The sequence below is a fragment of the Lactococcus sp. KTH0-1S genome (genome assembly GCF_052544945.1).
Genome location: NZ_CP195165.1, coordinates 2037622 through 2049630, shown reverse-complemented (window position 1 = coordinate 2049630; position 12009 = coordinate 2037622). Strand labels below are relative to the sequence as shown.

At 34.3% G+C, this 12009-nt stretch carries 13 protein-coding genes and 1 pseudogene; 6 read left to right on the top strand and 8 right to left on the bottom strand.

What is annotated here, in order from left to right:
• Nucleotides 1-20 precede the first annotated feature (20 nt).
• Both ACRYLU_RS10005 and ACRYLU_RS10000 read left to right on the top strand, forming a co-directional pair.
• Entirely contained in the window at nucleotides 21-896 is an 876-nt protein-coding gene (locus ACRYLU_RS10005) for a YitT family protein (RefSeq protein WP_058205001.1), read from the top strand.
• Nucleotides 897-1044: 148 nt separating this feature from the next.
• Entirely contained in the window at nucleotides 1045-1929 is an 885-nt protein-coding gene (locus ACRYLU_RS10000) for a YitT family protein (RefSeq protein ID WP_278228136.1), read from the top strand.
• Nucleotides 1930-1968: 39 nt separating this feature from the next.
• On the opposite strand, the gene ACRYLU_RS09995 is transcribed toward ACRYLU_RS10000, so the two are convergent.
• The 4 genes from ACRYLU_RS09995 to hslO form a co-directional block, all read right to left on the bottom strand.
• Nucleotides 1969-2199, bottom strand: a complete 231-nt coding sequence (locus ACRYLU_RS09995; RefSeq protein WP_004254795.1) for a hypothetical protein — start codon at nucleotides 2197-2199, stop codon at nucleotides 1969-1971.
• 95 nt (nucleotides 2200-2294) lie between these two features.
• Complete coding sequence (gene dusB, locus ACRYLU_RS09990) at nucleotides 2295-3299, bottom strand: tRNA dihydrouridine synthase DusB (RefSeq protein WP_104143338.1); 1005 nt, start codon at nucleotides 3297-3299, stop codon at nucleotides 2295-2297.
• Nucleotides 3300-3426: 127 nt separating this feature from the next.
• Nucleotides 3427-3948 (bottom strand): dihydrofolate reductase family protein, encoded by a 522-nt coding sequence (locus ACRYLU_RS09985; RefSeq protein WP_445080944.1) that lies wholly within the window; start codon nucleotides 3946-3948, stop codon nucleotides 3427-3429.
• Nucleotides 3949-4002: 54 nt separating this feature from the next.
• Complete coding sequence (gene hslO, locus ACRYLU_RS09980; RefSeq protein WP_098394170.1) at nucleotides 4003-4869, bottom strand: Hsp33 family molecular chaperone HslO; 867 nt, start codon at nucleotides 4867-4869, stop codon at nucleotides 4003-4005.
• 236 nt (nucleotides 4870-5105) lie between these two features.
• On the opposite strand from hslO, the gene ACRYLU_RS09975 reads away from it, so the two are divergent.
• From ACRYLU_RS09975 to ACRYLU_RS09960, 4 genes are all read left to right on the top strand, one after another.
• Nucleotides 5106-5429 carry an iron chaperone gene (locus ACRYLU_RS09975; RefSeq protein WP_038602099.1) on the top strand — a complete coding sequence of 108 codons (324 nt, stop codon included), beginning with the start codon at nucleotides 5106-5108 and terminating at the stop codon, nucleotides 5427-5429.
• A 95-nt stretch (nucleotides 5430-5524) separates the two neighbouring features.
• Nucleotides 5525-5776 (top strand): hypothetical protein, encoded by a 252-nt coding sequence (locus ACRYLU_RS09970; protein WP_021469035.1) that lies wholly within the window; start codon nucleotides 5525-5527, stop codon nucleotides 5774-5776.
• Between the two features lie 224 nt (nucleotides 5777-6000).
• Nucleotides 6001-6396 (top strand): cadmium resistance transporter, encoded by a 396-nt coding sequence (locus ACRYLU_RS09965; RefSeq protein WP_445080943.1) that lies wholly within the window; start codon nucleotides 6001-6003, stop codon nucleotides 6394-6396.
• Nucleotides 6397-6668: 272 nt separating this feature from the next.
• The gene (locus ACRYLU_RS09960) at nucleotides 6669-7961 is read left to right on the top strand and encodes an adenylosuccinate synthase (RefSeq protein ID WP_004254838.1); all 1293 of its coding nucleotides are present in this window, start codon (nucleotides 6669-6671) and stop codon (nucleotides 7959-7961) included.
• 42 nt (nucleotides 7962-8003) lie between these two features.
• Here the strand turns inward: ACRYLU_RS09960 and ACRYLU_RS09955 are convergent, their stop codons facing one another.
• From ACRYLU_RS09955 to ACRYLU_RS09940, 4 genes and pseudogenes are all read right to left on the bottom strand, one after another.
• Complete coding sequence (locus ACRYLU_RS09955) at nucleotides 8004-8666, bottom strand: lytic polysaccharide monooxygenase auxiliary activity family 9 protein (protein WP_445080942.1); 663 nt, start codon at nucleotides 8664-8666, stop codon at nucleotides 8004-8006.
• Nucleotides 8667-8685: 19 nt separating this feature from the next.
• A pseudogene (locus tag ACRYLU_RS09950) lies at nucleotides 8686-10164 on the bottom strand (glycosyl hydrolase family 18 protein).
• A gap of 167 nt (nucleotides 10165-10331) precedes the next feature.
• Complete coding sequence (locus ACRYLU_RS09945; protein WP_004254847.1) at nucleotides 10332-10871, bottom strand: PadR family transcriptional regulator; 540 nt, start codon at nucleotides 10869-10871, stop codon at nucleotides 10332-10334.
• 235 nt (nucleotides 10872-11106) lie between these two features.
• Nucleotides 11107-11640 (bottom strand): phenolic acid decarboxylase, encoded by a 534-nt coding sequence (locus ACRYLU_RS09940; protein ID WP_029344419.1) that lies wholly within the window; start codon nucleotides 11638-11640, stop codon nucleotides 11107-11109.
• Nucleotides 11641-12009 lie beyond the last annotated feature (369 nt).

The window sequence follows — 12009 nt, the reverse complement described above, 5'->3', positions numbered from 1 at the left end:
AAAATAAAGGAGGAAATAAAATGAAAAGATTTGCACGAGTACATTTTTTGTACTTGCTTGCCATCGTAATTGGTACTGGAATTTATGCTTTTGGCTTTGTCGCCTTTAATATGGCGAATCACTTAGCTCAAGGAGGGGTCGCCGGACTTTCTTTGATTTCTTATGCTTTATGGCATATTGACCCTTCTTATGTTCAACTTTTAATCAACATTCCTCTTCTGATGATAGGTTATCGTTTTTTAGGAAGAAGAACCTTTATTTATACAATTTGGGGAATTGTGAGTTTAGCTGTTTGGATCTGGATTTTCCAAAGGGTCAGTTTTACAATTAATATTGGAAATGATACTTTAATAGCCGCTTTACTCGCCGGGGTTTTTTCAGGTTCAGGAATTGGATTAGTCTTTCGCTTTGGTGGAACAACAGGTGGAACAGATATTCTTGCTAAGTTATTTCAAATAAAAAAAGGAATTCCTGTTGGTCGAATGCTCTTTATCTTTGACTCTTGTATCTTGGCTCTATCTTTAAGTTATGTTGACCTTAAACATATGATGTATACTTTGATTGCCAGCTTTATTTCAATGCAAATGATTAATTTGATTCAAAATGGCGGATATACAGTTCGAGGAATGCTTATTATCACAAATCATCATGTAGAAGTTGCTAAAACAATTATTGAAGAAATTGGTCGAAGCGCAACATATTTACACGGTGAAGGAGCTTATTCTGGAACTGAAAAAGAAGTTTTATACGTTGTTCTTAATCCAAGTGAAATACAAGAAGTAAAACAAATTCTATCAGTCATTGACCCAAATGCCTTCGCTTCAGTCATCAATGTTCATGAAGTTGTGGGAGATTTCGCTCCTAAACGAGGTAGATTTAAAGATTTAAAAAAATAAAATAGCTCATTGAGCTATTTTTTTAAGATACTTAAGTTAAAAAGGGAGAAGTTTTCAAAAGTTGACTAAATTCTAAATTTAAACTACAATAGATTTAAACGTCCTTGCCCTCGGCAAGGATATTTCATCGAAATTTTTGAGGAATATTATGAAAAAATTATCTAAGGTGCATTTTTTGCAACTTCTTGCTGTTACAATTGGTACAGCAATTTATGCCTTTGGTTTTGTTGAGTTTAACATGGGGAACCACTTGGCTGAAGGTGGGGTTGCTGGGCTTTCATTGATTGGTTATGCTCTATTGCATATTGACCCTTCTTATACCCAGCTTATCTTAAATATTCCACTTTTAATTCTTGGCTATCGCTTTCTTGGGCGCCGAACCTTTGTTTATACAATTTGGGGAATCGTGAGTCTTTCAATCTGGATGTGGATTTTCCAACGGATTCCAGTTGCAATTAATGTCGGACATGATTATTTAATCGCTGCTTTGCTCGCTGGTGTATTTGCCGGAACAGGAATTGGTTTAGTTTTCCGTTTTGGTGGAACGACTGGTGGGGCCGATATTATTGCTAAGCTTTTGCAGATTAAGGCTGGGGTTGCTGTTGGACGAACTTTCTTTATCTTTGATGCTTGTGTGATGTTGCTTTCATTAAGCTATATTGATTTACGCCATATGATGTACACTTTGATTGCAAGTTTTGTGGCAGCACAAGTAATTAATGTGGTTCAATCTGGTGGTTATACGGTTCGAGGAATGCTTATTATCACGAATAATCATGCTGAAATTGCTAAAGCAATTATTGAAGAAATCGGTCGTAGCGCGACTTATTTACATGGAGAAGGAGCTTATTCAGGAAATTCTAAAGAAATTCTATATGTTGTTTTAAACCCTGGAGAAATTCAAGAAGTAAAACAAATTTTGTCCATTCTTGACCCGAATGCTTTTACATCAATTATAAATGTTCATGAAGTCATTGGTGATTTCACTTATCCACGCAGTCGTTACAAAGTGCCTAAAAAAGGAAAAAAATAGCTCAAGAGAGCTATTTTTTATTTTTGTCAGTGAAATTAATTATCTTGAAAGACGTGCGCCTTCAATTTCACCGGTAGATTTGACTCCTTCAACAGAAAAACTATCTGCATTGATTCCAGTTTTGATATTTTCCAACTGCTTAATTGTCTTATCTAACTGAATCAAGTTTTGAACATTGTATTCAAAAGTATAATTACTAATTTCTCGTTTTGCTTTCTTCAGGTGAATAATAGCTTTTTCGATTTCTTCAGTGGCTTTTGTTGTACGCATATAGAAAACCCTTTCTATTTTCGGAATTGTTTGAATATTTATTTCTATATTTATTATAACTAAAAAACCTGGAAATTTCCAGATTTCATATCGTTTTATTTGATTCCATTCACAAAATTATCGAGAATAGTGATAATTTCTGCTTGTGATTCTGCTTGATTGACAGCAACTTTTACTTTTGCTGCACGAGAAGCTCCTTTGAGGTAATATGCTGCGTGCTGACGAAATTCTCGGCTAGCAAGATTATCACCTTTTAATTCAACCAGACGTGCCAAGTGAAGTTTTGCAATTTCCATTTTTTCCGCAACTGTTGGTTCAGGCAATAGTTCACCTGTTCGTAGATAATGCTCGGTACGATGAAGAATCCAAGGGTTTCCAAGGGCTGCTCTTCCCATCATGACCGCAGTGACGCCTGTTTCATCAATCATGCGTTTCGCATCTTCAGGAGTCTTGATATCGCCATTTCCGATGACCGGAATATTGACATTTTCGGTCAATTTTTTGAGCCAGTGCCAATTTTCTTGAGCATTTCCTGTATAAGCTTGTGCTTTGGTTCGTGCATGCATAGAAACAGCCGCTCCGCCTCCCGCTTCAATTGCTTTAGCATTTTCAACAGCAAAAAGGTGGTCGTCATCCCAACCAATTCGGATTTTCACTGTTAGTGGTCTTGAAATAGCTTTAGAAACAGCAGAGACCACATCATAAACTTTATCAGGATCAAGTAAAAGACGAGAACCGGCTTCATTTTTAGTTACTTTCGGTACTGGGCAACCCATATTGATATCAATAATATCAGCAACAGTATTTGCTTCAACAAATTTGGCTGCTTCAACCAGAGTATCTACTTCACCCCCAAAAATTTGCATTGAGAGTGGATGAGGGACCCCTTCAAAATCCATCATTTCCAAAGTCTTTTTGTTGCGATGTTCAATTCCTTTATCAGAAATCATTTCAGTTACAACAAGTCCAGCTCCAAATTCTTTAGCAGTAGTCAGAAAAGCTTTATTTGTAATTCCGGCCATTGGTGCTAACACAATTTTATTTTTTATTTCGATATCGCCAATTTTCCACGATTCGTTGTAAATTTTGTCCATAGTCATAAAGAATATTATAGCAATTTTTTGAGATTTCACAAGGTTTTAAGGCTTAAAAAGTTACGGACAGTTCTGTCAGTGAATTCTGTCAGTAATTTTTACTGACAAAAAATACTGACAAAATTGTCAGTATCTATTTTTTTACTAAATAATGTAATTCAACAAATTGTCCGTAGGTTTTTGTATCAATCAGTTGGAGTTTCTCTTTGTAATTTCCTGACGGAAAAAGTGGAATTCCTTCTCCTAGTAAAACTGGGGCAATGGTAACTTGTAATTCATCAACCCAATGATTTTCAAGAAAAAGTTTGATGACTTCTCCACCGCCAACAACCCAGATATTTTTGTCAGTATCCGCAAAATTTACTGACAGTTCTGTCAGTTTTTCTTTGTCAATAAAAACGATATTGTCAGTAGAAGAAATTTCTTGATGAGTTAAAATATAAGAAGTTTTGTCAGAATAAGGCCACTGACCGGCTTGCTCTTTTTCTAACCAATCATAAGTCTTTTTCCCCATAATGATTGTATCAATACCACTATAAAAAGCACCATAGCCGTTATCACCCTCACCCTCAACATCAAAAAGCCATTGGAGACTTTCTTCTTTGGTGGCAATATAGCCGTCTAATGTAGAAGCAATAAAAAGTTTTACAGTCATTTTTCTCAATTCTATTTACTGACAGAATTTCTGTCAGTAAAATAATTAGTTATTTTACTTAAGGAGTACTTTTAATTCATCTTCAGAATACTCATATTTGTTTTCACAGAATTGACAAACAATTTCAGCACCATGGTCCTCGGCTATCATTTCCTCAATTGGTTCTCTTCCTAAAGATTTAATACCTTCAAGGAAACGTTCCTTACTACAATCACATTTGAATTCCAAAGGAAATTCACCAAGATTTTTGTATTCCATATCGCCATAAATATTGTCTAACATCGTTTTTAATGGTTCTTCACTGGTCAGCATTGTTGCAATTGAAGGCATACTTTTGATATTATGTTCAATTTCGGTAATTTCTTCGTCAGTAGCATCTGGCAAAGCTTGCAACATGAATCCACCAGCAATTTTGACTGTATCTGAGTCCTCGTTAAGTAAAACATTCACACCAACAGAAGAGGGAGTTTGTTCTGAACTTAAAAAATACCAAGCTAAGTCTTCGCCAATTTCACCAGTAATTAAATCAACTTGACCACTATAAGGTTGTTTAAGTCCCATGTCTTTGACCACAACTAAAAAGCCATTACCAACAAAAGGAGCAACTAATACTTCACCAGTTGAAGCTTTTTTATAGTCGAGTTCACGATTTTTGACATAACCTTTGACATGGCCGCGGCTGTCAGCGACTGCGATGATTGGGCCCATTGCTCCATCACCCAGAACTTTAACTGTAATTTTAGTATCACCTTTTTCATTAGCTCCTAAAATTTGTCCAGCAATCAATGTACGACCTAAGGCAACCGTCGAGGTTGGCCATGTTTGATGGCGTTCCTGTGCTTCTTTCACAGTTAGGGTTGAATCCAAAGCAAAAGCTCTGAAATGCCCATTTTTTGAGATTGATTTGATAATTTTATCCATGAGTCTATTGTACCACAAGACCCTAACTGACCTCAATAGAACAAAAAAATTGTCAATCAATAAATGATATAAAAGCAAGAAAAAATATCAGATTTTCCATTGATGTTTGAGAAATCTTAAAAGAGTTTGTTAAGAATAAAGGATTTTGATAAACTAATAGCAGTAAATAATTTTTTTTGAACATATTATTACTAAAAACAACAAAAAAATGATAATGAAGATGAGAGAGGCCTGCTATGGAATTTGAAGATTATTTTAAAAATGATGAGTTAATGAACATTGTCAGAGAAACTGTAAAATTGGTCTTTCCTGAAGCACAAGAACGGATTTCCTACGGAATGCCTGCATGGTTTAAGGATAAGAATGTCCTCATTTATGCAAGTTCTCAAAAAAAGCACTTAGGAATATATCCCAAACCAAACTTCATTGAAAATAATAGTGCGTCTCTTAAAGGACAATATGAATGTAGTAAAGGGACCATAAAAGTTCCTTATGATGTTGAAACCAATGAACTCAAACGCTTGGTTAGTGAAATTGTAAAATGGAACTTGGACCAATAAATTTAACTGGTATTTTGATAATAAACTATAAAAATTATTTGTATTTGTAAGTTTATGTATCCTGAAACCAATTATTAAAAGAAAGAATGTGAATTATGCGAACTGTACCACTTGGACCAATATTAATATTTATTGCTTTTTTTATATTAATTTATATAGGATTATTCATAGCAATTATTTTAACTGCTTTTATCAATGCAGTTCGTAAAAATGAAAATGGAGATGAATCATTTTTAGATAGATTTGAACGTCTTAATAAAGAATATTTTTATACGATGTTTAAGAAAGGGTACAAGCCTAAAAAAGAAGCTTTGCCCGAATGGATTCGTTGGATAAGTAAGCCCTGAGAATGGTATTTTAAAATAATCATATGTAAAAATTTAATATAGATTAATTGTACAAATACAGAAGTAAAGGATAATAACAAATGATAGCAAGAACTCTGTTAATATAGCTAAGTATTCCTTTTTATTAAACCAAGATCCTAAGATCCTTTGCTTATAGCTTTTTATTTAGTAAAATAATGGAAAATCTCATCCTAAAGTTTGTTCCAGAAGAGTGAATTTTAGGCTTGCTGGGACTGATTCCTTTAGGAATAGGAATAAAATATTTATTCTTTGGGGATGATGATGAAGAATTAGATGAATTGCTACAAAAAAGAAAAAACAAAAGCTTGCTTGGAACTGTTATTATCATTTCTTTTGCGAGTCGTGGAGCGGATAACATTGCTTTGTTTACTCCATTTTTTATGACACTGTCAGCAGATAATTTGCTATTATCTATAATGATTTTTGCCATAAACATATTAATTTTAGGGCTTCTTGGAAAAACAATTGCAAAAATTCCTCACCTTCATGACGTTTTAGAAAAATACAGTCGTTGGATTCTAGCTTTTGTTTATATAGTACTTGGAATAATGGTTTTACTAGAAAGTGGAACAGTCTCCAAAATTCTCAGTTTTTTGTAAAACATAATTTAAAGATTAAAAAAGTTCCGTATTTCCGAACGATAATTTAGATTTAACCAAAAGCATCAGGATTTTTTAAGTAAATCTTGATGTTTTTTGATAAAATAAAAAATAGTGCGATAGGAGCTTTCAAGAAATGATTTATCTTTTACTTTTGATAAATTAGTTCAAAAGTTGAAGAAGTTTTTTAGAAATGCCAGCCAAGCGAACTTGGAGCGTGCAAAATATTTTAAGAAAAGTGGATAGTCAAAACTATCCAAAAGGAGAATATTATGCCATCAGTAGTAGTTGTCGGAACGCAATGGGGAGACGAAGGAAAAGGTAAAATTACAGATTTCCTAAGCTCAAATGCAGAAGTTATTGCCCGTTATCAAGGGGGAGACAATGCAGGTCATACCATCGTCATCGACGGCAAAAAGTTCAAACTTCACCTCATTCCATCAGGGATTTTCTTCCCTGAAAAGATTTCCGTTATTGGGAATGGTGTCGTTGTTAACCCAAAATCACTGATTGAAGAAATCGCTTATCTCGCTGAAAATGGAGTTTCTGCAGAGAGCTTACGTATTTCAGACCGTGCACATGTTATCTTGCCTTACCATAAAAAATTAGACTTCCTTCAAGAAGAAGCCAAAGGCGATAAGAAGATTGGGACAACCATTAAAGGGATTGGCCCAGCCTATATGGATAAAGCAGCTCGTGTCGGAATTCGTGTTGCAGACTTACTTGACAAAGAAATCTTTGAGGAACGTTTACGTACAAACCTTGAAGCCAAAAACCGTGAATTTGTAAAAATGTATGATTCAGAACCAATCGAATTTGAAGAAATTTTTGAAGAATACTATGAATACGGTCAACAACTTAAAAAATATGTGACAGATACTTCAGTTATCTTGAATGATGCCCTTGATGCAGGAAAACGTGTCCTTTTTGAAGGTGCGCAAGGGGTAATGCTTGATATTGACCAAGGAACATATCCATTTGTAACTTCATCAAACCCAGTAGCTGGTGGGGTAACGATTGGCTCTGGTGTGGGTCCATCAAAAATTTCAAAAGTTGTTGGTGTTTGTAAAGCCTATACTTCACGTGTGGGTGATGGTCCATTCCCAACAGAACTTTTTGATGAAGTTGGACATCAAATTCGTGAAGTAGGACATGAATATGGAACAACAACAGGACGTCCACGTCGTGTTGGTTGGTTTGACTCAGTCGTAATGCGTCATGCAAAACGTGTTTCTGGCTTGACAAATCTTAGCTTGAATTCAATTGACGTTCTCTCAGGACTTGAAACAGTAAAAATTTGTGTTGCTTACGAACGTAGTAATGGTGAACAAATTACTCATTATCCAGCATCACTTAAAGAATTAGCAGATTGCAAACCAATCTATGAAGAATTGCCAGGATGGTCTGAAGATATTACTTCATGCCGAACTTTAGAAGAGTTACCAGAAGCTGCTCGTAACTATGTTCGTCGTGTTGGTGAACTAGTTGGCGTACGTATCTCGACTTTCTCAGTAGGTCCTGGTCGTGAACAAACTAATGTTTTAGAATCAGTTTGGGGCGTCTAAAGTCAAAATAAAAAAGCCAGAGCATGCTCTGACTTTTTTTGTTTACAAGAAGGGTCCAAAGACTTGTGAACTAGAGTTTTTATTATTGACGTTGACATCAATTACATTATAAAAGGCATTAGAAGTATCAGCTACATCCCAGACAGCCAAAACAATGTGATAACCAGATCGATCAGTTGGAATGTTAATCGTGTGTGAGAGATTATTTGTTGCAGGAGAACCATCATGATTGATTGTTCCTATAAGTTCTAATTCTGAACGTTTTAAAGATGCATTTTGGTCCCAACCTGTTTTGGTCATATAGTAGTGCCACTTAGTTGTTTTATGAGGTGCAGTGTATTTCCAAGTGAAGATGTTAGAACCTGTACTAATAGATGTTTTTTTCCAGCGTGAACTAGTTTGATTATCTAGAACAAAGTCGCCTATTTGCCCTAAGCCTCCATTTGCAGAAGCAATCCGACCATCAGCGGGACCAGACTCTGGGAAGCCTTTAGGTGCTTCTAAAGATTGTGGATTACTAATAACATTTCCATAAATGTTAAAAGCGGCGGTCCAACCTAAACTTTGAGAATCTAATTGTCCTTGATAGCCTCTAGCTGGTGGTGATTGAACATAACCATGAGCTGATACAGTATCTGTTTTAATTAAAAGGGAGACACTGAGTAGACCTGCAGCAACTAATAAACCAGTCAGTAGTTTTTTCATAAATTTATTCCTCTCCTATTTATAGCTTTTTCCATGGACCAAAATCTCCTGATTGGTCAGGTTGTTGGCCAGTATTCCACCATTTTGCTTCATAATTTACTCCATTATAAGTAACACGATCACCTTGAACATAAATTTTATCGTTTTGCTAAGTATTATTTTCCGCTGATGTGTCCAGTGTCATAAATGTAGCTCTGGCCGTATCAGAACGATTACCTGAAGGGTCAACTGCTACAATTTCAACATGGTATTCAGTTTTTTTGGATAATCCAGTCACATCTTGTAAGCCGGAAGTACTTTTAAATGATTGAGTACCAATCTTAATTTCATAGTGATCAATGCGAACATTGTCTGTAGATTTTCCTTGAATCGTGGCAGTAGAAGCAGTCACATTACTAATTGAAATTGTGGGCAAGGTAGGTTTTTCAGTATCTTCAATCGGTTGATTGTTAAAGAGCATTGGGGCGTATGTATTTACAAAAGTATTATTATATTTTTCGCCATTTGAATTGGTTCCAGCATCCCAATTTACTGACCAAGTCATTAAACCTTTTATTTCGTTACCCGAAGCTTTTAAGCGATTCAATGCATTTTTTACGGCATTGGGGTCTTTCACATAACCTGTTGCAGCAGCGTCATTATTAGATGGTAGACCAATAACGAATTTACTGGCTGGGATTTTAATAAACCCATCTGTTCCTGTTACGAGACGTTGAGTTAAACCATAGAGAAAATCTTCTTTTTTTTCGTCATTTGATTGAGAAATCCACATATTTAAATCACTATCCCAGAAACCATCTCCTCCTTGATTATAGTATTGAGGATTGATGAAATCATAGTACGAATCTAAATTGTTGATATATGGTGCATATTTTCCTGAACTTGTTAAATAAGGAAATTCTGGAGCCATCGTAATCATAAAGTTTTTACCATCTTTTCGATAATGGTCTTTAACTTTTTTTAAAGCGGATGGGATAACAGTTTGATTATCTGCTGCTTCAATTGCAGCCTGTTCTAAATCAATATCTAATCCATCAAAGCCGTAAGTATCTACAAGACGAATGATTTCATTAACAAAATCACTTTCCTGACTTTTCTTTAATTCAATATGAGCGTCAGCTCCTCCTAAAGCGATTAAGACGCTCTTACCTTCGGCATTTAATTTTGAAATTTCGGCTCTGAATTCAGTATCAGTTTTGTTATAAGGCTTGAAAGTGGGAAGGGTTTGTCCTTCAGGTGTTTTCATAAAGGAAACATTAATTACATTGTAGCCTTCTTGTGTACTTGAAAGATTGAAGTCAGCAGAACTTCCTCCTTTATAACCATCTTTTCCTGTTGATTTCCAATTGTGCCAATAACCTACAAGCACTTTATCTTTTGGATTGACCATTTCACTAGCTGCATCTGCTAAGACTTGTTGCCCTCCTAATACAACAATTCCTATAGATGCTGTTACCAAAAAAGCCTTAATTTCTCTACGTTTTTTCACTGAAATCATAAATATCTCCTAAACAATAGTGATTTTAAAGATTCCGGAACCTTGTTTTGTAAGCGCTAGCTTTATTTTAACAATTTTTTTCCTTAACTAAAAATAAAAAGGTTTATAAAATAATTATTTTTGAAGGATAAAAAAACACTAATATTCATAAAATATTAGTGTTTTTCTTATTTTAAATCTTTAAGTAAAGAATCTAACCATTCTTTTTTAAAAGTTTCTCTTTGAATCGCAAAATCTAAAACCAAATAGTGGCCACTTTTTTTATTTTTTTCATCTTCACCAAAGAGGTCTTTTTGACGTTTAATCAGATATTCCAATTTTTTCTGGTGGACAATACTTTCTTCTTCAATTAGTTTTTGGAGATTTTCTTCATTTTTGTCATCAAGAAAGTAAAGGCGGAGCATGAATTCATCTTTTTGAATTGGATAGCGGTCAACAGGGTGTTTTAACCACTCGTTAAATAGTTCGATTCCTTTTGGAGTAATTTGATAGGTTTTTTTCTCTAACTTTTCACCTACGATGTGTACATCAAAAGTAACGGCTTGATCATTTAATAATACTCTAAGTGAAGGATAAATTTGCCCTGTGTTGGCTTGCCAAAATTCACCGACTTCACTTTCAAACTTTTTCTTAAGGTCATAACCACTTAATGGTTCGGTCTTTAAAAGTCCAAGTATAATATAAGATAATTTATCTCTATGGCTCATATTTTTTCTCCTTTATTTCCATGATACACAAAAAATAGTAAATTGTAAATTTTTGATGTAGAATTTAAACTTCATTTTTAATAAACAGTCTATTCTATTATATATAACGAAATTTAAGGAAGTCTAAATTGATAATTATTTAATATTGATAAGCTGGTATTCTATTGATTTCTCAAATAAAGAAGAGACAAATTAAATATTATTTGTCTCTTCTTTATTATTTTTGACTTGAAAATTAATGCTTAATCATTTTATAATTTTGGTCAAAGTATTTTCCGTTACGAATATCATTTGTCATTTCTTTGTAAGGAGCTTGTGCGACGACTTCGTCATTATCTTTGCCTGCTTCAGCAGCATAAGTAATTTTTGCAAATTCTGGGACTAAATATTTAGGATAAGTTTCATATTTTTCGCGAGATTCATGCATTAAGTCAATAAAATCATTTTGGAAGCAGACAGTGATTTCTGGATGTTCTTCTACCCATTTCGGGAAGAAAATCATGCCGTGTAATTTTCCTTCATTTGGAAGAAAATCTAAGGCAACATCAGTACCAGTAGGTTCTGTCCATGTAATTTTATAAATCCCTTCGGTTAACATCACTAATGAAACTTCTTGGTCTTTGACCCAGCGGCCAGCGACCATTCCGCCATGAATACGGTAATCAATGGTATGATCGTTTTTGACGTAAAGTTCATATTCCCAACCATTATCATAGGTATAGATAAAGTGTGTTCCGACAAAATCTTCTAAGCTTTTAAATGTTTTCATTAAATCTCTTCTTTCTAAACATGTATTATAGACATGTTTTATATATATATTTATTATAAAATACGTTTTTTATTTTGTCAAGATAAAAAAATACACTTTCTTAAAGTTGACAAATCTTATGAAAGTGATAAAATTAAGCATAGATGTAAGAAGAGTAGATTGTTTATGAAATTTGAGGGAATTGTGGTCACCGACTGAAAGCCACGATATGGAATTGCAATTGAAGTTCACCTTACTAAATAAAGCTATTTTTAATCTATCATCTAGAGTGATAGCCTAAAAGGTAGGCTTTTGTGTGAATTAAATAATTAAATTAAGTGATAAAATAGGATGGTACCGCGGCTTTCGCTCCTTTGGAGATGAGAGTTG

Bases quoted from the DNA above. Each gene is read 5' to 3' on its own strand.
- ACRYLU_RS10005 (WP_058205001.1), top strand. From the start codon at position 21: ATGAAAAGATTTGCACGAGTACATTTTTTGTACTTGCTTGCCATCGTA.
- ACRYLU_RS10000 (WP_278228136.1), top strand. From the start codon at position 1,045: ATGAAAAAATTATCTAAGGTGCATTTTTTGCAACTTCTTGCTGTTACA.
- ACRYLU_RS09995 (WP_004254795.1), bottom strand. From the start codon at position 2,199: ATGCGTACAACAAAAGCCACTGAAGAAATCGAAAAAGCTATTATTCAC.
- dusB (WP_104143338.1), bottom strand. From the start codon at position 3,299: ATGACTATGGACAAAATTTACAACGAATCGTGGAAAATTGGCGATATC.
- ACRYLU_RS09985 (WP_445080944.1), bottom strand. From the start codon at position 3,948: ATGACTGTAAAACTTTTTATTGCTTCTACATTAGACGGCTATATTGCC.
- hslO (WP_098394170.1), bottom strand. From the start codon at position 4,869: ATGGATAAAATTATCAAATCAATCTCAAAAAATGGGCATTTCAGAGCT.
- ACRYLU_RS09975 (WP_038602099.1), top strand. From the start codon at position 5,106: ATGGAATTTGAAGATTATTTTAAAAATGATGAGTTAATGAACATTGTC.
- ACRYLU_RS09970 (WP_021469035.1), top strand. From the start codon at position 5,525: ATGCGAACTGTACCACTTGGACCAATATTAATATTTATTGCTTTTTTT.
- ACRYLU_RS09960 (WP_004254838.1), top strand. From the start codon at position 6,669: ATGCCATCAGTAGTAGTTGTCGGAACGCAATGGGGAGACGAAGGAAAA.
- ACRYLU_RS09955 (WP_445080942.1), bottom strand. From the start codon at position 8,666: ATGAAAAAACTACTGACTGGTTTATTAGTTGCTGCAGGTCTACTCAGT.
- ACRYLU_RS09945 (WP_004254847.1), bottom strand. From the start codon at position 10,871: ATGAGCCATAGAGATAAATTATCTTATATTATACTTGGACTTTTAAAG.
- ACRYLU_RS09940 (WP_029344419.1), bottom strand. From the start codon at position 11,640: ATGAAAACATTTAAAAGCTTAGAAGATTTTGTCGGAACACACTTTATC.